This is a genomic window from Silanimonas sp., assembly GCF_044377035.1.
Classification (GTDB): Bacteria; Pseudomonadota; Gammaproteobacteria; order Xanthomonadales; family Xanthomonadaceae; genus Silanimonas.
This window is the reverse complement of record NZ_JBILJW010000009.1, coordinates 18,246-39,939: the sequence shown is the minus strand read 5'-3', so window position 1 is coordinate 39,939 and position 21,694 is coordinate 18,246. Positions and strand designations below refer to the sequence as shown.

The window sequence follows — 21,694 nt, the reverse complement described above, 5'->3', positions numbered from 1 at the left end:
CGTTCAGCCCTCGGCGCATCGTCGTCCGGGGCGACGGGGCTATGCTTCGAGCCCGCGTACCTTCCCCAGCCCGATGACCGACCAAGCCTCGCCGCCGATCCGCCTCGCTGAGTACCGCGCGCCGGCATGGACCATCACTGACGTCGCTCTGGTGTTCGATCTCGAACGCGAATCGAGCGAGATCGAGGCGACGCTGATGCTGCGTTGCGATGCGCCCGAGGCGACTCTGCAGCTCGATGGCGAGGACCTCGAGCTGCTGGCTATCGAACTCGACGGTCGCGCCTTGGCCGCGGAGGAGTACGCGCAGGATGCGTCGGGGCTGACCGTGCACGCGGCGCGCGGCCTCGCGGCCTGCACGCTGCGCACGCGCGTTCGGGTCCATCCGGCCGCCAACACCCGCCTCGAAGGGCTCTACACCAGCGGCAGCCTGCTGCTGACGCAGTGCGAGGCCGAGGGTTTCCGCCGCATCACCTTCTTCGTCGATCGGCCGGACGTGCAGGCGCGCTGGCGCACCACGCTGCGCGCCGAGCGCGCACGCTATCCGGTGCTGCTCGCCGGTGGTGACCGTGTGGCCGAGCGCGATCTCGGCGACGGCCGTCACGAGGCCGAGTGGCACAACCCGCATCCGACGCCCTGCTACCTGTTCGCGCTGGCCGCCGGGCCGATGACGCGTGTGTCGAAAGTGGTCACCGGGGCTGATGGCCGCGTGGTCGAGCTCAATGTGTGGGTCGAAGGCGAAGACCCTGAGCCCTGCCGCTACGCGCTCGGCGCGGTGGAGCGTGCGTTGCGCTGGGACGAATCGCGCTTCGGCCGCTGCTACGACCTCGGGGTGTTCAACGTCGTGGCCGCGCAGGACTTCACCATGGGGGCGATGGAGAACAAGGGCCTGAACATCTTCAACGCCCGCTACATCCTCGCCGACGAGCGCACCGCGACGGATGCCGACTTCATGGGCATCGAATCGGTGGTGGGCCACGAGTACTTCCACAATTGGTCGGGAAACCGCGTCACCTTGCGCGACTGGTTCCAGCTCTCGCTGAAGGAAGGCCTCACGGTGTTCCGCGATCAGGAGTTCACCGCCGACCTGCACTCGCGCGACCTGAAGCGAATCGACGACGTCCGCCTGCTGCGCGCCCGCCAGTTCGCCGAGGACGCCGGCGCGCTCGCCCATCCGGTTCGGCCTGCGGAATACCGCGAGATCAACAACTTCTACACGCTCACCATCTACGAGAAGGGCGCCGAGATCGTCCGCATGCTGCATTCGCGCTTGGGCGAGCCGGCCTTCCGCGCCGGCATTGACCGCTACTTCGCCGACAACGACGGCCGCAGCGCCACGCTCGAGGACTTCTATGCCGCGCACAGCGCGGCCACCGGCATCGACTGCCGCGACATGCTCGCGTGGTACGCGCAGGCCGGCACGCCCGTGCTGGAAGTCGAACGGTCTTTCGATCCGTCGACGGGCGAATACACGCTGGTGCTGCGCCAGCGTCCGCCGGCGAACGTGCCCGATGCGGCCCCGCTGCCGATCCCGTTCCGCCTCGCGCTGTACGCGCCGGACGGGCGCGCCTTGCCGCCGCCCCACGCGCACGACGCCGAGCCGATCCCCGGCGGTTTGCTGCTGCGCCACGCCACGCACACGCTGCGCTGGCAGGGCCTCGACGCCGAGCCCCTGCCGGTGTTGAACCGCGGTTTCGCCGCGCCGATCCGCCTGCGGATGCCGATGCGGCCTGAGGAGCGGGCTCGCATCGTGCAGGTCGAGAGTGACGGCTTCGCGCGTTGGGACGCCCTGCAACACCTGGCGCTCGACGTGCTGCTCGCACGCGCGGGCGAGTCCGTGGACGGCCTGTGTGACGTCGATGCCGCGGAGGCCGCGCTGTCGGCGGCGCTTGGCGCCCTGCTGGCGGATACGCAGGCGCATCCGGCCTTCGTCGCCGAGTGCCTGGCTCTGCCCGATTTCGACACCTTGGCCGACGCCGTCGCCGTGGTCGATCCGGGGGCGCTCGTGGCCGCCCGAGAGCGATTGGGCCTGTCGCTTGCCGTGGCCCACCGCGAGGCGCTGCAGCGGCGCTTCGATGCGCTCCGCGCTGGCGCGCGTGGCGGGCTCGACGATGCGGCGATGGCCGCGCGCAGCTTCCGTCATGCCGCGCTTGCGTGGCTTTCCCGGGTCGATGGCGGTGCAGCCGCGCGTCGCCTGTGGGCCGATGCCGGATCGATGACCGAGCGCATGGCCGCGCTGCGCGCCCTGCTGCACGCGAAGGCCGACGGCGCGGCGGCCGCTCGCGAGGCTTTCGCCGCGGAGTTCGCCGACCACGCGCTGGTCACCGACAAGTGGTTGGCGGTCGTGGCGACGCGGCCCGCCGCCGACGCGCTGGACGATGTCGAGTCGCTGTTGGCCGGGCCGTATTGGCACCCGACGAATCCGAACCGCGTCCGCGCCATCGTCGGCAGCCTGGCGCGGCTGAATCCCGCGGCATTCCATCGCGGCGACGGCGCCGGCTATCGCTTCGTCGCGGCACAGGTGCAGGCCTTGGATGCGATCAACCCGCAGGTCGCCGCGCGCCTGCTCGGCGCGTTCGAGGGGCTGCCGCGGTGGACGGTGGCGGCCCGTACAGCGGCCCTCGCCGCCCTCGCGCCGTTGCGCTCCGCGGCGCTCTCGCGCGACGTGGCGGAGCTGCTCGGCCGCCTGCCCGCCTGAAGCCGCGGCTCAGTCCGCGCCGTCGATTTCCAGCCGGTTTCGTCCGGCCTGCTTTGCCCGGTACAGGGCGTCGTCGGCGCGGGCGAACCACGCCTCGCGTTTCTCGCCCGTGCGCAGGATGGCGCCCCCGATCGAGACCGTCACCGGTTCGCCGCGCACCGCGAGGCCGTTGCGGATCTGCGAACGCAGGTGGCTCATCGCGAGCTGCAGGCCGAGCTCGTCGGTGGCTGGCATCAGCAGCACGAACTCCTCGCCGCCATACCGGTACAGGCGGTCGGTGCGGCGAACCGAGGCCTGCACGAGCTGCACGAAGCGCTGCAGCACGCGGTCGCCTTCGTCGTGGCCGAAGCGGTCGTTGATGGTCTTGAAATGGTCGAGGTCGAGCACCGCGAGCGCCACTGGGCGGGCGTCGCGGCGGAAGCCGGCAATGGCGACTTCCAGCTCGGTCTCGAGGGCGCGCCGGTTCTCGGCGCCGGTCAGGGCATCGAGCGTCGCCAACTGTTCGAGCTGCACGCGGCGCTCGCCGGTGCGTTCCGCGAAGATCATCGCGAACACGCCGTTGACGATGATCGCGGCCAGGGCCGCGAGCGGCTGCCCGGTCTGCGCGAGCGCGTCACCTTCGATCGCCAGCCACAGGACCACGCCGGCATAGAGCGGGATGGAGACGCGCGGCCGCACCATGAAGGCGATGGCCATCACGATGGGGTAGAGCCAGTACAGGCCCGCGGGGCTGATCGTGGCCACCAGGCAGCCGCCCGAGGCCACGGCGAACGCCACGAACACGCCGAGGCGTTCGAGGTCGCCGCCGCGCCACGCATGCACCGTGGCGCCGACGATGAAGGAAACCACGGCGAAATCCACGGCGGCGTGCAGCGTTGCTCCCTGAGCTAGGCGCACGAAGGCGATGGGCAGCAGGATCAGCACGGCCAGCGCCCCGAACACGACGTACACCCCCAGGCGGAAGTCCGACCGGGTGCGTTGCCGCAGCAGGGCGAGCAAGGCGCGCGGGGTCATGGCGCGGTCTCGTCGAGCACGAGGCGGTCGCGGCCGTTCTGCTTGGCCCGATACAGCGCGGCGTCCGCCCGGGCGAACCAGGCATCGCGGCTCTCGCCATGGCGCAGGACCGCGGCGCCCATGGAGGCCGTCACGGGTTCGCCCCCGGCGCGCAGGTCCTCGTGGATGCGGCGCTGCAGGTTGGCGAAGGCGCGCATCGCGCCGATCTCATCGGTGTGCTCCATCAGGAGGACGAACTCCTCGCCACCGAAACGGAACAGGCGGTCGGTCGCGCGCGTCGAGCGACGCACGAGCTCAACGAAGGTGCAGAGCAGGCGGTCGCCGGCCTCGTGGCCGTGGCGGTCATTGACGCGCTTGAAGTGGTCGAGGTCGAGCAGCGCGAGGGTCACCGGGCGCCCGGTGCGCTGGTGGGCGTTCAGCGCGATCGCGACCTCTTCCTCCATGGCGCGTCGGTTGCGTGCGCCCGTGAGGGGATCGAGCGAGGCGATCTCCTCCAGCGCGCTGCGCTGCATTGCCGTGCGCTTCGCGAAGATGAAGGCGAACAGCGAGACCAGCAGCAGGGTGGTCGTGACCGTGAGCCGTTGACCGGGGGATTCGAATGCGTCCGGCTGCAGCTGCGTCAGCGCGACCGCCCCCAGCGCGAGGCTGCCGGCGATGCCGGGGCGGATCAGGAACGAGTTCGCGAGCAGGGTGGGGAACAGCCAGTAGACTCCGGTCCGCCCCAGAAGCGCGACGATCAGCAAGGCGCCTATCGTGTTGGTGACGGCGATGCACAGTCCCGCGCGATCGAGGTTGCCGCCCCGCCACGCGTAAATCGAGGGCCCGACGATGCCCAAGACGATCAGCGCGTCGACAACGCCCGCCAGCCATTGCCCCTGCGCGAAGCGCAGGGCCGCGAACGGCGCGATCGCCACCACCGCGCACACCCCGAAGACGGTGATGATGCTGAGGCGGAAGTCCTTTCGCAGTCGGACCAGCAGGCGGGCGAAGAGAGGCGGCATGGGTTTCCGGGCGTCCAGTCGCCGAGCGTAGCGGTTCCGGGCGTGCATGCAATCCGACCGGGATCAAACGCCGGGGCGCGGCCGCTACACTTCGGGCATGAAGATCGCCAGCTGGAACGTCAACTCCCTCAACGCCCGGCAGGAGCACCTGCTGGCCTGGCTCGGCTCCCGCCAGCCCGACGTGGTCGGCCTGCAGGAGACCAAGCTCGAGGACCACCGGTTCCCCGACAGCGAGATCGCCGCGCTGGGCTACCGCTCGGTGTTCGCCGGGCAGAAAACCTACAACGGCGTCGCGATCCTGGTGCGAAGCGGCAGCGGCCTCGCGCCCACCGATGTGCAAGCCGGCATCCCCGGATTCGCCGACGAGCAGAAGCGGGTGATCGCGGCGACCGTCGGCGACCTGCGCATCGTCAACCTGTACGTGGTCAACGGCCAGGCCGTCGGCAGCGAGAAGTACGACTACAAGCTGCGCTGGCTCGACGCCGTGCACGGCTGGCTGGCCAGCGAGATCGCGCGGCACCCGAACCTCGTGGTGCTGGGCGATTTCAACATCGCGCCGGACGACCGCGATGTGCACGACCCCAAGGCCTGGAACGACGACAGCATCCTGACCTCGACCGCCGAACGCGCCGCGCTGCGGCGGCTGCTCGACCTCGGTCTCGTCGACAGCTACCGGTTGAAGCACGAGGACGGCGGCGTGTTCAGCTGGTGGGATTACCGGGCTGCGGGCTTCCGCCGCAACCTCGGCCTGCGCATCGACCTCGTGCTGCTCTCGGCCGCGCTCGCCGGCCGCTGCACCGAGGCCTCGATCGACCGCGAGCCGCGCACCTGGGAGCGCCCCTCCGACCACGCGCCGGCCATGGTGACGCTCGGCTGAGCCGGCGTCGCGCCCTCAGCGCGACAGGATCGGGAAGTTGCCCGGCGGCTTCTCGACGAGGCTGAAGAAGCGGCCGAGGTCGAGGGTGCTGCCTTCGATCGTGACCTCGTCCGAGGTGAGCAGCGCACCCGCGCCGGCTTGGCCCGTCATCATGTCGAGGAACACCGCGTGGGTGAGCCGCAGCGTGGCGTCGGCCGACGGGTCCTCCGGTGCCGCGCGATGCCGCAGCACGCCATTGCGCAGCTGCAGGACGTGGCTTTCGCCGCGATCGGTGAGCACGAGGTTGATGGTGAGATCGAGGTCGCCGGCGGCCGGGCCGTCGATCGACGCGGCCATGCGCTCGAGGAAGCGTTCCACCGGCGTCCGGGCCAGCAGTTCGCGCATGCGCGTCGGCGAGAACCCCTTGGCCGGGGCGCCGTCGCGGGCCTCCTGCGCGCCCGCCAGGTAGGCATTGCGCCAGGTGCTCGCTTCGGCGGCAAAGCCGAGCTGTTCGAAACTGATGGCCAGCAGGCCGCGGGCCGCCGTGTTGCCGGGCTCGGCGTAGACGGCGTGCTTCAGCAGCTCTGCGGCCCAGCGGTGTTCGCCGCGGCCCTGCGCGGCGCGGGCGGCGTCGAGCAACGGCCCCATGCCGCCGGCCAGCGCCACGTAGCCCTGCGCGGCGGGGACCGGCGGCAGCGGATCGAGGTTGGCCGGGTGGGCGTCGTACCAACCGAGGTAGAACTGGTAGATCGCCTTGATGTTGTGGCGCACCGTGCCGTAGTAGCCGCGGGTGGCGAGGTGGCGATCGAGCGCCTCGGGCAGTTCGAGCGTCTCCGCGATCTCGGGGGCCGTCAGCCCGGCGTTCATCAGGCGCACCGTCTGGTCGTGCAGGTAGCGGTACACATCGCCCTGCGCGGCGAGGAAGCCGCGGATCTCGTCATTGCCCCACACCGGCCAGTGGTGCTGGTTGAACAGTACCTCGGCGTCGCCCAGCCGTTCGGCCGTGGCGTCGATGTCGTTGGCCCAGCGCAGGGCGTCGCGAACCTTGGCGCCGCGGATCGTGTAGAGGTTGTGCAGCGTCTGGCTGACCAGCTCCGCGCCGTTGAAGGCCTTGAGCTCGGGCAGTGCGAAGGTAAACTCCGAGGGCGCCTCCGTGCCCGGCACGTTGTGGAACACGAAGCGCACGCCGTCGATGACGTGTTCTTCGGTGGGTTTCGAGACCACGAGCGTCGGCGGCAGCAGCCCGATGCTGCCGTAGGCCACCGCCTTGCCAAGGCCGTTGTCGACCAGCCCGTGCGCATCGCGCGGGAGGTGCTTGCCGTACATGTATTCGGAGCGGCGAACCATGGCCACGCCGAGCAGCACGTTCTCGCTGGTCGCTTCTTCCATGAAGCCGCCGGGCGCCACGATCGGCACCTGCCGCGCCGTGGCCTCCTCGGCGCTGATTACGCCGAGCACGCCGCCGAAGTGGTCGACGTGGCTGTGGGTGTAGACGATCGCGCTCACCGGGCGGTCGCCGAGGTGCTGGCGGGCGAAGGCCATCGCGGCGGCGGCCGTTTCCTTGGACGTGAGCGGGTCGACGACGATCCAGCCGCTCTCGCCTTCGATCAACGACAGGTTGGCGATGTCGAAGCCGCGCAGCTGCCAGATGCGGTCCGTCACCTTGAACAGGCCGGCGTGGTTGTTGAGCCGCGCCTGCCGCCACAGGCTGGGGTTCACCGTGGGTGGGGCTTCGCCGTCGACGAAATCGAAGGCGGCGAAATCCCAGATCACTTCGCCGGCCGCATCGCGCACCACGCCCGACGGTGCGGCGATGAAGCCGCGCTTGGCGTCCTCGAAGGCCTGCGTGTCCTCAAGGTCGAGGTTCGAGCGAAGGGCGTCGTGCTGCGCCGCGACGCCGGCGTCCACGCCGCCGCCACCCTGCGGTGCAGGTGTGCAACCGGCGAGGCCGGCCAGCAGCACGGCGAATGCGGCGCGGCGCGCGTTCATCGCCGTGCCTGGTAGTAGGCCTCTTCGGAGACCGAGTGCCAGGCCTGCGCCTGGGCCCGGAAGGCGCGGATCGAGTTCCATACCCGGCGGGCGAACGGATCGCTGTTGGCGAGGTTGTCGAGCACGTCGTCGGCGGCGCGCTTCAGGGCGCCGAGCACGTCGTCGGGAAGGCGGCGCAACTGCGTGCCGTGCTCGCGCACCAGGCTGTCGAGCGCCTGCTGGTTGCGCGCGGTGTACTCGGCGAGCATCTCGTCGTTCACCGCGGCGCAGCAGGCGTCGACGATGGCCTTCAGGTCGTCCGGCAGCGCGTCGAAGGCGGCCTTGTTGAACATCGCCTCGAGCGTCGGGCCGGGCTCCTGCCAGCCGGGGTAGTAGGCGTACTTGGCCACGCGGTGCAGACCGAAGGCGAGGTCGTTGTAGGGGCCCACCCACTCGGCGGCGTCGATGGCGCCGCTCTGCAGGCTGCTGAAGATCTCGGCGCCGGGCAGGTTCACCGGCACGCCGCCGACGGCCTGCAGCACGTCGCCGCCGAGGCCGGGGATGCGCATCTTCAGGCCCTGCAGGTCGCCGATGCCGTTGATCGGCTTGCGGAACCAGCCGGCCAGCTGCACGCCGGTGTTCCCGGCGGGGAAGGGCACGAGGTTGAACGGCGCGTAGAGTTCGCGCCACAGCTCGAGGCCACCACCGACGCGAAGCCAGCTCGTCATCTCCTGCGCGTTCAGGCCGAAGGGTACGGCGCAGAAGAATGGCGCCGCCGCGGCCTTGCCCTTCCAGTAGTAGGCGGCGCTGTGGCCGATCTCGGCGGTGCCGCGGCTGACGGCGTCGAACACTTCGAAAGGGGGCACCAGCTCGCCGGAGCCGAACACCTTCACCGTGATTCGTCCGCCCGTCGCCTGGGTGATGCGCTCGGCCAAACGCGCCGCGCCGGTGCCCAGGCCGGGGAAGTTGGTCGGCCAGCTCGTCACCATCTTCCATTGGCGCGGGCCTTCGTCCGCGACCGCTGCTCCGGTGTTTTGGCCGGACTGGCTGCAGGCCGCCAGGCCCGCGGCGGCGGCGGCCATGCCCACGCCCTTCAGGATGTCGCGACGCTTCATCGTTGCCCCTCCAGTTCGATCGCCCGAGTGTAGCAACGGGGCCCGTCGCGGCCGCGTTGCAGGCCCGCCCCGAGGGCGTAGGATTCCCCCACTCCCCCTGACGCGTCGGACGCTCCACCATGAAAGAAAGCCTTGGGCATTACGAAATCGTCGCCGAGCTCGGCCGCGGAGGCATGGGCGTCGTCTACAAGGGCTACGAGCCGGCGCTGACGCGCTACGTCGCGATCAAGGAGCTCTCGCCGGCGCTGGCTCACGACCACAACCTCGTCGAGCGCTTCCTGCGCGAAGCGCGCTCGATGGCGGCGCTCAACGATCCGCACATCATCCAGGTCTATTTCATCGGCCAGGAGAACAACCAGCCGTTCTTCGCGATGGAGTTCGTCGAGGGCGAGAGCCTCTCGCAGCTGATCAAGCGCGAGGGCCGGCTGCCCATCGCCGACGTGTTGAAGATCCTGCTGCAAACGGCGCGCGGCCTGCAGACCGCGCACGAGCGCGGCGTCGTGCACCGCGACATCAAGCCGGCGAACCTGATGCTCGACCTGCGCGGGCGGGTGAAGATCGCCGACTTCGGCATCGCGCTGGCCCGGCAGGAGTTCGACGCCAAGCTCACCGGCACCGGCGAGTTCGTCGGCACGCCGGGCTACCTCTCGCCGGAGATCTGCCTCGGCAAGTCCGTGGACGCGCGCTCCGACCTGTTCGCGCTGGGCATCGTGATGTTCGAGTCGCTCACCGGCCGGCTGCCGTTCTCCGACGAGTCGCCGCTGAAGCTGATGCTCGACGTCGTGCAGGCCGAGATTCCCGACATCCGCGGCATCAACAAGGAAGTCGACGCCAGCACGGCGGCCATCCTCACCAAGCTGGTGGCGAAGGATCCCGGTGACCGCTACCAGAGCGCCGCCGACCTGATCGACGACCTCGAGTTGCATCCGCTCGTCGCCGGCAAGGGCACCCAGCTCGGGCTGCAGGTACGCAAGCCCAGCGGTGCAGCGTCGACGCTGTATTCCGCACCGCCGACCACGCCCACCGCGAAGCGCCGCCCGACGCCGCCGCCGGTTGTCGGCTCCAGCCCGTCCAACGCGGCGGGCCCGAGCGAGCCGCCGACGATCCCCGGGGGCTCACCACCGCCCGCGCCGGCGCCAGTGCGCGGCAGCGCGCCGTCGAAGGCGCCGATGGTCGTGGCCGGCGTGTTGCTCTTCGGTGTGCTGGGCGCGGCGGCGTTCGGCGCCTATCGCTTCTTCGTCGCGCCTGCGGCGGAGGCCGGAGCGCCGGTTGCTGAATCTGCTGAATCCCCGACGCCCACCGCCGAGGCCGCGGTCACGCCCCCGACGGCTGCGCCGCCGATCGAGCCGCCCACCGCCGCCGTGGTTGCGGACGGAGGGGCCGGCGATGGCGCGCCGGTGCCGACGACGGAAACCGCTGCCGACGGCAGCGGACTGGCCACGGCGACGACCGCCGCGGCTGCCGCCGTGGCCGCGGTGGGTACGGAGGCCGCCGCGAATCCGCCGGCCGATGGCACCCTCGTCGACCCGTCGGTGGGCGCGCCACCGCCCGCTCCCGTGGCCGAGCGCCGCGAAGCCCGGCAGGAGCGTCGCGCTGCCGCGCGTGCGGCCACCATCGTGGCCGTGGTGGGCAGCGGCGACCCGGCGATCATCATCCCGGTGGTGCAGGCGATCGAAGATCGCGCAAGCAACGCCGGCTGGCAGCTCACCGAGAACCCCGACGGCGCCGACCGAATCATCCGCGTCAGTTTCGACCAGACCGGCACGCAGCAGTTGCAGTACTACGGCCGCAGCAGCGAGATGGTGATCGGCCAGCTCAGCGTGCGCGCCTTCGGCCCGGCCGGGCGTGCGCTGGGCCCGGGCTTCCGCTCGCGTGTCGAGTACACCGCGATGAATGCCGATGCGAAGGCCGGCGAAGCGATCCGCGGGCAGTTGGACGGCGTGGTGGGGACGCCCGACGGGCGCTGAGCGGGCTTTGCGAAGCCCGCGGCACAAGTCGCGCTCAGGCCGCCGAGAGCGGCGCGTAGGCCAGCACCAGCCACTTCGCGCCGCCGTTCTCGAAATCGACCTGCACGCGCACGTGGTTGCCGCTGCCTTCGGCGCTCTTCAGCACGCCCACACCGAAGTTCGGATGCTTGACGCGCTGGCCAAGCTTGAAGCCCTTCAATGGCGTGGTATCGGCGTACTGGACGTCGCGCTCGCCGGCCCACGCGCTGGTGCTGCCGGGGCGTGACACCGCCACCTTCGGGCGCACCTCGCGCAGCAGCGCCGCTGGCACTTCGCGCAGGAAGCGCGAGGGCGCGCCGAGCAGTTCCTGCCCATGCAGGCGGCGCGATTCGGCATAGGTGATCAGCAGCTGCTCACGCGCGCGGGTGATGCCGACATAGGCCAGGCGCCGCTCTTCCGCGAGGCGATCGCCTTCGGTGGAGCGGATCGACGGGAACAGGCCTTCCTCGACGCCAGCCAGCGTGACGAACGGGAATTCCAGGCCCTTGGCGGTGTGCAGGGTCATCAGCTGCACCGCGTCGCTGCCGACATCGGCCTGCGATTCGCCCGCTTCAAGGGCGGCATAGCCGAGGAAGGCGATCAGCTCGGGCATGTCGGCGTCGACGTCTTCGGTGCGCGCATAGCGGCTGGCCACCGAGACGAGTTCGTCGAGGTTGTCGATGCGCGAGTCGAGCTGGTTCTTGCCCTCTTTGTCGTAGTGCTCGCGCAGCTTGGTGTCGGTGATGGCCTTCTCGACCTGCGCCGGCAGGTCGAGGTCGCAGGCGTCATCCGCCAGGCGATCGACGAGGTCGAGGAACGCAGCCAGTGCATTGCGCGCGCGGGCAGCCAGCGCACCGGACTCGGACAGCCGCCGAGCGGCGTTCCACAGCGGTTCGGCGCCCTCGCGAGCGGCGCGGCGGACTTCGTCCAGCGTCTTTTCACCGATGCCGCGCGGCGGCGTGTTCACCGCGCGCTCGAAGGCCGCATCGTCGCTACGCGAAGCGAACAGGCGCAGGTAGGCGAGGGCATCCTTCACTTCCATACGCTCGAAGAAGCGTTGCCCGCCGTACACGCGGTAGGGCACCTGTGTCTTCAGCAATTCTTCTTCGATGGCGCGGGACTGCGCGTTGCTGCGGTAGAGGATGGCGCAGTCGACGAGCCGTCCACCGGCGGCCACGTGCTGTCGCACGCGCTCGACGATGTAGCGCGCTTCGTCCATCTCGTTGTACGCGGCGTAGACGTCGATGGCGTTGCCGTCGCCGGCTTCGGTCCACAGGTTCTTCCCGAGCCGGTCGGTGTTGTGGCCGATCACCGCGTTCGCCGCGGCGAGGATTGTGCCGGTGCTGCGGTAGTTCTGCTCCAGCTTCACCGTGCGTGCACCGGGGTAGTCGGCCAACACCTTCTGCACGTTCTCGACCTTGGCCCCGCGCCAGCCGTAGATGGCCTGGTCGTCGTCGCCGACGATGAAGACCTGGCCGCGCGCACCGGCCAGCAGGCGCACGAAGGCGTACTGGATGGCGTTGGTGTCCTGGAACTCGTCGATCAGCAGGTGGGTGAAGCGGCGCTGATAGTGCGCCAGTAGCGCCTCGTGGTCGCGCAGGGTCTCGTGCGCGCGCAGCAGGATCTCGGCGAAGTCGACGAGCCCGGCGCGGCGGCAGCGCACCTCGTACTCGGCATAGGCGCGCAGCATCTCCTTGCCCATGTAGTCGCCGCCGGCGACCTGGATGTGCTCGGGCCGTTGGCCTTCGTCCTTGCGGGCGTTGATCCACCACACGACCTGGCGCGGCGGAAAGCGCGAATCATCGAGGTCGAGATCGGCGATGACGCGCTTCACCAGCCGCAGCTGGTCGTCGGCGTCGAGGATCTGGAAGCCTTCCGGAAGCCCCGCTTCCTGCCAGTGCAGGCGCAGCAGGCGGTGGGCGATGCCGTGGAAGGTCCCCACCCACAGGCCGCGCGTCTCCACGCCGAGCGTGGCGGCGATGCGGTGGCGCATCTCGTGCGCCGCCTTGTTGGTGAAGGTGACGGCGAGAAGGCCGTACAGCGGCACGCCGTCGACGGCATGCAGCCAGCCGATGCGGTGCGTGAGCACGCGGGTCTTGCCGGAGCCGGCGCCGGCGAGCACGAGGTAGTGGCCCGGCGGCGCGGAAACGGCCTCGCGCTGGGCTTCGTTCAGCCCGTCGAGGAGAAAGGAGACGTCCATGCCTCGGATTCTACCGACGCGCGGCACGGGTGATCCGCCAGCCGGCGGGTGGCCCCCCACGCGTTTGCGCGCGGGACTGGCACGATGCAGAACTCGCCCCGCCCCGCAAGGACGACCGATGCAACACCGGCATGCTGTCCACCGCCGTTTCGCCGGCGCCGCGCTGGTATGCGCGCTCGCCTTGGTTGCGTGTGCGGATCCCGCACCGCACACGGATGCGACGGCCCCCTTGTCCCCCGCCACGGCCGCCGAAGCGGCGGGCTTCACGGCGCCCGTTCCGGCGCTCATGGGCCTGCTGACGGGCCGGCCATTCGATGCCGAACGAGGATGCTGGCCCTCGGACCTTGCGGCCGATGGCGCGGTGCATGAGATCTGCCTGCGGCCTGGCCTGCCGGCATCGCGCCCTCAGGACGGGCGTGAGCGGGTCTTCCTCCATGCCTACGCGTTGCCCGAATCCGGGCGGCGTCGCGGCGTGTTCGCAGCGATCGTGGCCGAGTCGGCGACAGAGGGGGGCTGGCGCGCCGTTGCCAAGTTGCGCGGACTGCCGGCGGGTAACGAGGGTGATTGCGGTTGCTCCGACGCCGAGCTGCGACGCATGGGGCGTGATCGGTGGGGGTGGGTGTTTGCCGCCCGTGATGGGGGGCAACGCCGCTTCCATGCAGTGATGTCGTCGTCGGCCGGCCTTTCCCAAGTGGCTCGGGTGCCCGTTCCCGAAGATGGCATCGACGGTCTTCGCCACCGGGTCGAGTTCGACGTGCGCGACGAGAACGCCGAGGCCTTCGCCCTCCTGCATGTAGTCCTCCGTGGCGTGCAACCGGTCGATGTGCGCACGCATCCATTCGACACCGCCCTGGGGCGCTATTTCGAAACGCCCGTGAGGCCCGGCGGATGACTCGTGAGGCTCAGGACGAGGGCTCCGCGCCCAAGCAGCGCCCGAAGAAGGCCTCGGTCATCCGGTAGCGGTGCAGGGCATCGGCCCCGCGCAGGCCATGCTTCGCGCCGGGGTAGGTCATCAGTTCGAAGGGCTGGGCGCGCTGCTGCAGGGCGCTCATCAGCACCGTGGCGTTGGAGAACAGCACGTTGTCGTCGGCCATGCCATGGATGAGCAGCAGCGGCTCCGTGAGGCCCTCGATGTGGGCCAGAACGCGCGCCTTGTCGTAGCCCTCCGGATTGGCCTGCGGCAGGTCCATGTAGCGCTCGGTGTAGTGCGTGTCGTACAGCGCCCAATCGGTCACCGGCGCCCCGGAGACGCCGCAGGCATAGGCGCCGCGGCTGCGGGCCAAGAGCATCAGGGTCATGTAGCCGCCGTTGCTCCAGCCGTGCACGCCGATGCGGCGCGCATCCACCCACGGTTGCGCGCGCAGCCAGGCGATGCCGTTGAGCTGGTCTTCCACCTCGACCGTGCCCTGTTTGCGATAGAGCGCCGAGAGGAAGGCCTGCCCGCGCCGCGGCGTGCCGCGGTTGTCGAGCGAGAACACCACGTAGCCCTGCTGGGCGAGGTAGCGGCTGAAGAAGTGGTCGCCGCGCCCCGGCCAGCTGTTGGTGACGGTCTGCGCCGCCGGGCCGCCGTACACGTAGACCACGACCGGGTACTTCTTCCGCGCGTCGAAGCCCGGCGGCTTGATCAGGCTGTAGCTCAGGTCGGTGCGGCCGTCCGCGGCCTTCAGCGTGCCGAACTCCACCGGTGCGTGGATGCCCCGGTAGGCGAAGTAGGGGTGCCCTTCCGCGAGCGTGTTCTCGACGAGGGTGGCGAGCAGCGCGCCGTCGCGGTCGAAGAGCTGGGTCTGCGGCGGCGTGGTGGCGTTCGACCACAGCGAGACGAAACGCTCGGCCTTCGCATCGAAGCTCGCGGCATGCATGCCGGCGTCGCGGGTGATCCGTTCCGGTTCGCTGCGGCCATCGAGGCGCACGCGGTACACATGCCGCTCCAACGCGCCGTCCTTGGTGCCGCTGAAGTAGACGACGCCGCGTGGCTCGTCCACCGCGAGCAGGTCCTCCACCATCCACTTGCCGCGCGTCAGCGCGCGGGCGTCGCGGCCATCGGCATCCATCCGGTACAGGTGCTGGAAGCCGCTGCGCTCGCTGCCCCACAGAAGGCTGCCGTCGGCGAAGACGTGCAGCAGCTCGTGCAGGTTCACCCACGCGTCGCTGCGCTCGGTGACCAGCGTCTCCTGCTCACCGCTGGCGAGATCGGCGGCCACGAGGGCCAGCTGCTGCTGGTTGCGGCTCTGGCGCTGGAACAGCAGGCGCCGCGGCGAGGCCCAGTCCACGCGCGTGAGGTAGATGTCCTTCTCGTCGCCGAGGTCGATCCAGCGGACGTCGGCGCCGGCCGTCGGCGCGATCACGCCGAGCTGGATCAGCACGTTCGGCTCACCGGCCGCGGGGTAGCGCTGCCGCACGACCTCGGTGCGGTCCGGGTAGATCTCGAAGCGCTCGCGGATCGGTACCGGCGTCTCGTCGATGCGCGCGAAGGCGATGGCGCTGTCGTCCGGCGCCCACCAGTAGCCGGTGTGGCGGTTCATCTCCTCGTCGGCGACGAATTCGGCCACGCCATTGCCGATCACGTCGCTGCCATCGGCAGTGAGTTGCGCCTCCTTGCCCGTGCCGACCTCGACCACCCACAGGTTGCGGCCGCGGATGAAGCTGACGAAGCCGCCCTTCGGCGAGACCTTCGGATCGGTGGCGAAGCCCTCGCCGGACGTCAGCTTGCGCGCACCGGCGTCCGGCGTGGCGAGGTCGAACAGGTAGAGCTCGCCGCCCAGCGGGAACAGCAGGCGGCGCGAGTCGGGGAACCACGCGTACTCGACGATGCCCGACAGCGCGGCGGTGCGCTGGCGCTCGCGGCGTGCCTTCTCCTCGTCGCTGAGTTCGCCCTCGCCCTCTGGCAGCAGCGCCTTCGAATCGACCAGCATCGCGGATTGTTTCGTGGCGACGTCGAAGGCCCAGAGGTCGAGCTGGTTGCGGTTCTCGGCCTTGCCCTTGAGGAAGGTGATGCGCGCGCCGTCCGGGGAGAACCTCGGCTGGACGAGTGTCGGGCCGGACAGCGGCGTGTCGCCGGTGATGGCTTCGAGCGTGAGTCGCTGCGGCGTGGCGGCAGGCGTGGCAGCGGTCGGTGCGGGCGTCGAGCTCATGGCGGGCGAGGCGAAGGCGCCGCAGGCGGCGAGGGTGAGGGTGGCAAGGAGGCGCATGCGCGGCGTTCCGTCGTGGTCGTGCGTGGCGGGAGGAATCAGGGTTTCGGCGTGATGCCGAACAGAATGCGCTTCTGCTCGTCGCTGAGTTCGGCAGGCCGGGCGAAGCGGGGGTCCTTCGCTACCGCATAGGCGCGCGCCGTGGCCGGGCGCGCGGCGATGGCCTCGCGCCAGCGGCGCAGGTTCGCATGCGGCTCGAGGTCGAGCGGCGCCTTCACGTAGGGCGAGATCCACGGGTAACAGGCCATGTCGGCGATGGTGTACGCCTCGCCGGCGAGGAAGTCGCGGCCTTCGAGGCGGCGATCCAGCACGCCCAGCAGCCGCTGCGCTTCACGGGCGTAGCGTTCCTGCGCGTAGGGGATCGTTTCCGGCGCGTAGACGTGGAAGTGCCCGTATTGGCCGGTCATCGGCCCCAGGCCCGCCATCTGCCAGAACAGCCATTCGAGCGTGGCCGTGCGGCCGCGCAGGTCGGCCGGCAGGAAGCGCCCGGTCTTCTCGGCGAGGTAGAGCAGGATGGCACCGGACTCGAACACGCTGACCGGCGCGCCGCCGTCGGTCGGCGCGTGGTCGACGATCGCCGGCATGCGGTTGTTCGGCGCGATGGCCAGGAACTCGGGCCGGAACTGTTCGCCGGCGCCGATGTTCACCGGATGCACGGTGTAGGGCAGGCCGGTTTCCTCGAGGAGCAGCGTGACCTTGTGGGCGTTCGGCGTGGGCCAGTAGTGCAGGTCGATCATGGCGCGATCCTCAGGCCAGGTAACCGCCGTCCACTGTGAGCGTGGTGCCGGTCACGTAGCTCGCGGCATCGCTGAGCAGGAACAGCACCGCCGGTGCGATCTCGTCGGGCTGCGCGGCGCGGCCCTGCGGGATCAGCTGGCTCATCATCCCCATCATCTTCGGGTTGCCGGTGATGGCGCTGGCGAACTTGGTGTCGGTCAGGCCCGGCAGCACCGCATTGACGCGCACCTTCTGCGCGGCGAGTTCCTTGGCGAAGCCTTCGGTCATGTTGACGATGCCGGCCTTGGTCATCGAATAGATGCCCTGGCCGGGCGCCGGGCGCTTGGCGTTCACCGAGGCGACGTTGACGACACTGCCGCCGCCGGCCTTCGCCATGCGCTTGGCGGCCTGCACCGTGGCCCAGAAGTAGCCGCGCAGGTTCACTTCGACGGTCTTCTCGTAGGCCACGAGGTCCATGTCGAGCATCGGGCCGAAGTAGGGGTTGGCCGCGGCGTTGTTCACCAGCAGCGAAACGGTCTTGCCCTCGGCGTCGAGGGCGGCGAACAGGGCTTCGATCGCGGCCGGATCGCCGATGTGCACGGCGCGGGCCTCGGCGCTGCCGCCGGCCGCGCGGATGGCCTCGGCCACCGACTCGCAGGCCTCCACCTTGCGACTGGTGCAGATCACGTGCGCGCCCTGCGCGGCGAGCAGGTGGGCGATCGATTCGCCGATGCCGCGCGAGGCGCCGGTGACCAGCGCGGTGCGGCCGGCCAACGAGAACAGGGTCGAGGCGTCACTCATCGTTCACTCCATCGCGAAGGGGGCTTTGCGTTAGGCTCGGGAACCTACCACACCGCCCCGTACGGACTGCCGATGGCTGCTGGCTCAACGAACCCCGCCTCCTCCGCACGCCTGCGCGTGCTCATCACCGGCGCTGGCAGCGGCCTGGGTCTCGCCCTCGCGCAGCGCTACGCCCGCGACGGCGCGCGCCTGCTCTGCGTCGATCTCGACCCCGCGCGTGCGCAGGCGGCCGCGTCGAGCCTGCCCGGTGACGGCCACCTCGCCTTCCAGGCCGATGTCGGCGACGACGCGTCCGTCGACGCGTTGAAGGCCGAGGTCGACGCGGCCGTCGGCGGTGTCGACGTGCTCGTCAACAATGCCGGCATCGCCAGCGGCGGCGCGCTGCTCGGCACCGACATGGCCGAGTGGCGGCGGCTGATCGAGGTGGACCTGCTCAGCGTGGTGCGCTGCACGCTGGCCTTCTTGTCCGGCATGGTCGAACGCGGCCGCGGCCACGTCGTGAGCACCGCGAGTTTCGCGGGCCTCGCCGGCGCGCCCGGCATCATGAGCTACGGCGTGGCCAAGGCCGGCGTGGTGGCTTTCTCGGAGCAGCTTCGCGCCGAGATGCACGGCACCGGCGTGGATGTCTCCGTGCTGTGCCCGGCCTTCTTCCGCACCAACCTGCTCGAGAACTTCCACGGCGACGCCAAGGTGCGCGGCATGGCTTCGCGGATGATGGACAAGAGCCCGGACACCCTCGATTCCGTGGCCGACGCGACCTACGCCGCCCTGCAGGCCCGCACCTTCCTCGTGCTGCCGACGAAGCACGAACCGATGCGCTGGCGCCTCAAGCGCTGGTTCCCGAACTGGTACTTCAAGAAGCTGATGGAAACTGCCGGCGCGATGCGCCGCAGCTGACGGAGACGATGCGATGACGTGGATGATCTACGGCGCCAACGGCTACACCGGCCGCCTGATGGCCAAGGAAGCAGTGGCGCGCGGCATGAAGCCCATCCTCGCTGGCCGTCGCCGCGAGGAGCTCGAGGCGATGGGGCGCGAGCTCGGCGGCCTCGAAGTGCGCGTCTTCGGCCTCGAGCCCGCCGCGCTCGACCTGGGCCTTCGCGGCGTCACGCTGGTGCTGCACTGCGCGGGCCCGTTCTCCGAAACCTGCGCGCCGATGCTCGAGGCTTGCTTGCGCGCGAAGGCGCACTACCTCGACATCACCGGCGAGATCGATGTCTTCGCGCACTGCCACCAGCAGGACGCGCGGGCGAAGGCGGCCGGCATCGTCGTGCTGCCGGGTTCCGGCTTTGACGTGGTGCCCACCGACTGCCTTGCGGCGCAGTTGAAGCGGGATCTCCCCGAGGCCACCTCGCTCGTCCTGGCCTTCGAAGCCGGCGGCGGCCCAAGCCCGGGCACGGCCAAGACCAGCGTCGAGGGCCTCGGCAAGGGCGGGCGCGCCCGCATCGGCGGCCAGATGACCACGGTGCCGCTGGCGTGGAAGCACCGAACCTTCGATCGCGACGGCGAGCCCCGCACCGCCATGACCATCCCGTGGGGCGATGTCTATACGGCCTACGTCAGCACCGGCATCCCGGACATCGAGGTCTACATGGCGGTGCCGCCGGCCGTCATCGGTCGCGTGCGGCGACTGCGCCTCGTCCGGCCGTTGCTGGGCCTCGGTCCGGTGCAGCGCTTCATGAAGGCACGCGTCGAGAAAAGCGTGCGCGGCCCGTCGGAGTCGAAGCGCGGCAAGACCGACACGCTGGTGTGGGGCGAGGCACGCACCGCCGACGGCCGTGAGCTGAAGCGCCAGTTGCGCACGCCGAACGGCTACGACCTCACGGTGACCGCCGCGCTGGGCATCACGCAGCGCCTGCTCGACGGCGGCGCCGAGCCCGGCTTCAAGACCCCGTCGATGCTGATGGGCGCCGACTACGTACTCGGCCTGCCGGGGGTGACGCTGGTAGGCTGAGGGCGTCTTCAAGGGAGCCCCCATGCCCGCAAGCGCGTCACCGTCCACCCTCGCCATCCTCGCGCTGCTCATTGCGATGGGCGTGGCGCTGTTGGCGCTGTGGCGGGCCCGTCGGCGCGAGGCCCGCGAGCGCGAGCGCTTCGCCTTGATCGCCCGCGCCACCAGTGACGGCATCTACGACGCCGACCTCGAGCGCAACACCTTGTGGCGCAGCGAGGCCTTCTGCCGGATGTTCGGCCTGCCCGCCGACGCTGCGGCGCACGAGATCGCCGACTGGCTCGCCAAGGTCCACCCGGAGGACCGCGAGCGCGTCCGGCAGGGCTACGCGCAGGCGCTGAACACCGGCATGGTCGAATGGGAGATCGCCTACCGCTTCGACAAGCCCGATGGCAGCACCGGCCATGCCCGCGACCGACTGATGATCCTGCGCGACACCGCCGGCCATCCGATGCGCGCCATCGGCGGCGTCACCGACATCAGCGAGGAACTCGGTGCCATCGACCGCCTCGCGCTGCTCAAGCGCGCGCTCGACGCCACGACCACCGGCGTGGCCATCGTCGATGCCCGGCAGGACGGCTGGCCGACCGTGTACGTGAACTCCGCGCTGGAGGCCATGAGCGGCTACAGCGCCGCTGAACTGCTGGGCCGTAACCTCAATTTCCTGCAGGGCGCCGAGCGCGAGCAGCCCGGGCTGGAAACCCTGCGTCATTCCCTGCGCGAAGGCCGCGACGGGCAGGTGCTGCTGCGCAACTTCCGCAAGGATGGCAGCGCCTACTGGATCGAACTGGTCGTCTCGCCGGTGCGCGACGCGAGCGGCACGCTCACCCACTACGTTGGTTCGCAGATCGACGTCAGCGAGCGCGTGGCCACCGAGCAGGCGCTGGCGCACCGCGCGACCCACGACGAACTCACCACGCTGCCGAACCGCCAGCTGTTCCGCGACCGTCTCGCGCAGGCGCTGCGCGAGAGCAAACGTTTCGGCCTGAACCTCGTGGTGCTGTTCGTCGATCTCGACAACTTCAAGCTGGTCAACGATTCGCTCGGCCACGCCGCCGGCGACGAGCTGCTGCGTACCGTGGCGCGCCGCCTGCAAGGCTGCCTGCGGCAGACCGACACCGTGGCGCGCTTCGGCGGCGACGAGTTCGTGGTGCTGCTGCTCGGCGAAGTGGAGACCGACGTGCTGCGCGTCGTCGACCGCATCACCGAAGCCTTGCGCCGCCCGGTCGAGCTGGCGGGTTCGATGCATTACGTCACCGCCAGCATCGGCTACGCGCGCTGCCCCCAGCATGGCGACGAGGCCGGCATCCTGCTGCAGCGCGCCGACATCGCGATGTACCAGGCCAAGGCCCGCGGACGGAACTGCGCCGTGGGCTACGAGCCGGCCTTCGACCAGGGCGCCACCGAGCGCCTGTTCCTGATTTCGCAGCTGCGCGAGGCCGTCGAGCGGCAGGAGTTCGAGCTGCACTACCAGCCGCAGTTCCGCTGGGATGGCCGCGCGCAGGGCCTCGAAGCCCTGTTGCGTTGGCGCCACCCGCAGCGTGGACTGCTCGCTCCGGGGCACTTCATCGATGCCCTCGAAGAGAGCGGCCTGATGGTGGAGGTGGGGCGCTGGGTGCTGCGCGACGCCGCGCGCCGTCACGCCGAACTGGTCGCGCTGGGGCTGGGCGATGTCCGACTGGCGGTGAACGTGTCGGCCACGCAGCTGCACCACCACCTGCTCGAGGACATCGAGGCCATCGTGCAGGAGTTCGCGCTGCCGCACGGCGCGTTCGAGCTCGAACTGACCGAGAGCGTGTTGATGGTGAACGCCGAAAGCACCATCGAGCAGATGCGTCGCGTCGCGAAGCTCGGCGTCGGCATCGCGGTGGATGATTTCGGTACCGGTTATTCCTCGCTCTCGTACCTGAAGCGCCTGCCGATCCAGCGCCTGAAGATCGACCGCAGCTTCGTGCGCGGCCTCGGCGGCGACCCGGACGACGAGGCCATCTGCGCCTCGGTGATCCTGCTGGCGAGCAGCCTCGGCCTCGACACCGTGGCCGAAGGCGTCGAGACCGAGCCGCAGCGCGACTGGCTCGCCGAGCACGGCTGTGGTGAGCTGCAGGGCTACCTGCTGGGCCGCCCGGCGCCGTTCGATGACGTCGTGGCCAACATCAAGGCGCAGCGCGGCTGAAGCACGGGCCCGCCCGGGCGGGTCGGCCGG

15 protein-coding genes are annotated in these 21,694 nt (G+C 70.3%); 7 read left to right on the top strand and 8 right to left on the bottom strand.

The genetic code is table 11. From position 1 onward, the window contains the following. Window positions 1–73 precede the first annotated feature (73 nt). Complete coding sequence (gene pepN / locus ACIQ6S_RS06645) at window positions 74–2,695, top strand: aminopeptidase N (RefSeq protein WP_397607670.1); 2,622 nt, start codon at window positions 74–76, stop codon at window positions 2,693–2,695. 9 nt (window positions 2,696–2,704) lie between these two features. On the opposite strand, the gene ACIQ6S_RS06640 is transcribed toward pepN, so the two are convergent. Both ACIQ6S_RS06640 and ACIQ6S_RS06635 read right to left on the bottom strand, forming a co-directional pair. Next, window positions 2,705–3,709 carry a diguanylate cyclase gene (locus tag ACIQ6S_RS06640; protein WP_397607669.1) on the bottom strand — a complete coding sequence of 335 codons (1,005 nt, stop codon included), beginning with the start codon at window positions 3,707–3,709 and terminating at the stop codon, window positions 2,705–2,707. After that, window positions 3,706–4,710, bottom strand: a complete 1,005-nt coding sequence (locus ACIQ6S_RS06635; protein WP_397607668.1) for a diguanylate cyclase domain-containing protein — start codon at window positions 4,708–4,710, stop codon at window positions 3,706–3,708. Before ACIQ6S_RS06635 ends, ACIQ6S_RS06640 begins: the two co-directional genes overlap by 4 nt. Before the next feature lie 97 nt (window positions 4,711–4,807). On the opposite strand from ACIQ6S_RS06635, the gene xth reads away from it, so the two are divergent. Beyond that, window positions 4,808–5,587 carry an exodeoxyribonuclease III gene (gene xth, locus ACIQ6S_RS06630; RefSeq protein WP_397607667.1) on the top strand — a complete coding sequence of 260 codons (780 nt, stop codon included), beginning with the start codon at window positions 4,808–4,810 and terminating at the stop codon, window positions 5,585–5,587. 15 nt (window positions 5,588–5,602) lie between these two features. Here the strand turns inward: xth and ACIQ6S_RS06625 are convergent, their stop codons facing one another. Both ACIQ6S_RS06625 and ACIQ6S_RS06620 read right to left on the bottom strand, forming a co-directional pair. Beyond that, entirely contained in the window at window positions 5,603–7,555 is a 1,953-nt protein-coding gene (locus ACIQ6S_RS06625; protein ID WP_397607666.1) for an alkyl/aryl-sulfatase, read from the bottom strand. Then, window positions 7,552–8,649: a TRAP transporter substrate-binding protein gene (locus ACIQ6S_RS06620; RefSeq protein WP_397607665.1), complete on the bottom strand. Its 1,098-nt coding sequence runs from the start codon at window positions 8,647–8,649 to the stop codon at window positions 7,552–7,554. The genes ACIQ6S_RS06625 and ACIQ6S_RS06620 overlap by 4 nt, the downstream gene beginning before the upstream one ends. Window positions 8,650–8,768: 119 nt before the next feature. On the opposite strand from ACIQ6S_RS06620, the gene ACIQ6S_RS06615 reads away from it, so the two are divergent. Continuing rightward, window positions 8,769–10,616, top strand: a complete 1,848-nt coding sequence (locus ACIQ6S_RS06615) for a protein kinase (RefSeq protein ID WP_397607664.1) — start codon at window positions 8,769–8,771, stop codon at window positions 10,614–10,616. Window positions 10,617–10,650: 34 nt separating this feature from the next. On the opposite strand, the gene uvrD is transcribed toward ACIQ6S_RS06615, so the two are convergent. After that, window positions 10,651–12,834 (bottom strand): DNA helicase II, encoded by a 2,184-nt coding sequence (gene uvrD / locus ACIQ6S_RS06610; RefSeq protein WP_397607663.1) that lies wholly within the window; start codon window positions 12,832–12,834, stop codon window positions 10,651–10,653. Window positions 12,835–13,063: 229 nt separating this feature from the next. Here uvrD and ACIQ6S_RS06605 point away from each other — a divergent pair, with 229 nt between their 5' ends. Then, window positions 13,064–13,726: a hypothetical protein gene (locus tag ACIQ6S_RS06605; protein ID WP_397607662.1), complete on the top strand. Its 663-nt coding sequence runs from the start codon at window positions 13,064–13,066 to the stop codon at window positions 13,724–13,726. Window positions 13,727–13,736: 10 nt separating this feature from the next. Here the strand turns inward: ACIQ6S_RS06605 and ACIQ6S_RS06600 are convergent, their stop codons facing one another. From ACIQ6S_RS06600 to ACIQ6S_RS06590, 3 genes are all read right to left on the bottom strand, one after another. After that, window positions 13,737–15,965 carry a S9 family peptidase gene (locus ACIQ6S_RS06600; RefSeq protein WP_397607745.1) on the bottom strand — a complete coding sequence of 743 codons (2,229 nt, stop codon included), beginning with the start codon at window positions 15,963–15,965 and terminating at the stop codon, window positions 13,737–13,739. Window positions 15,966–16,060: 95 nt separating this feature from the next. Beyond that, window positions 16,061–16,759 (bottom strand): glutathione S-transferase N-terminal domain-containing protein, encoded by a 699-nt coding sequence (locus tag ACIQ6S_RS06595; RefSeq protein WP_397607661.1) that lies wholly within the window; start codon window positions 16,757–16,759, stop codon window positions 16,061–16,063. Between the two features lie 10 nt (window positions 16,760–16,769). Then, window positions 16,770–17,540, bottom strand: a complete 771-nt coding sequence (locus ACIQ6S_RS06590; RefSeq protein ID WP_397607660.1) for a glucose 1-dehydrogenase — start codon at window positions 17,538–17,540, stop codon at window positions 16,770–16,772. 72 nt (window positions 17,541–17,612) lie between these two features. Between ACIQ6S_RS06590 and ACIQ6S_RS06585 the strand changes: the two genes are divergently transcribed. Genes ACIQ6S_RS06585 through ACIQ6S_RS06575 form a run of 3 tightly spaced genes read left to right on the top strand, consistent with a single transcriptional unit; the run spans window position 17,613 to window position 21,664 of the window. Then, window positions 17,613–18,437, top strand: coding sequence for an SDR family NAD(P)-dependent oxidoreductase (locus ACIQ6S_RS06585; protein WP_397607659.1), 825 nt, complete (start codon window positions 17,613–17,615; stop codon window positions 18,435–18,437). A 13-nt stretch (window positions 18,438–18,450) separates the two neighbouring features. Then, window positions 18,451–19,494, top strand: coding sequence for a saccharopine dehydrogenase family protein (locus tag ACIQ6S_RS06580; RefSeq protein ID WP_397607658.1), 1,044 nt, complete (start codon window positions 18,451–18,453; stop codon window positions 19,492–19,494). A gap of 22 nt (window positions 19,495–19,516) precedes the next feature. Next, entirely contained in the window at window positions 19,517–21,664 is a 2,148-nt protein-coding gene (locus ACIQ6S_RS06575) for a putative bifunctional diguanylate cyclase/phosphodiesterase (RefSeq protein ID WP_397607657.1), read from the top strand. Window positions 21,665–21,694: the final 30 nt, after the last annotated feature.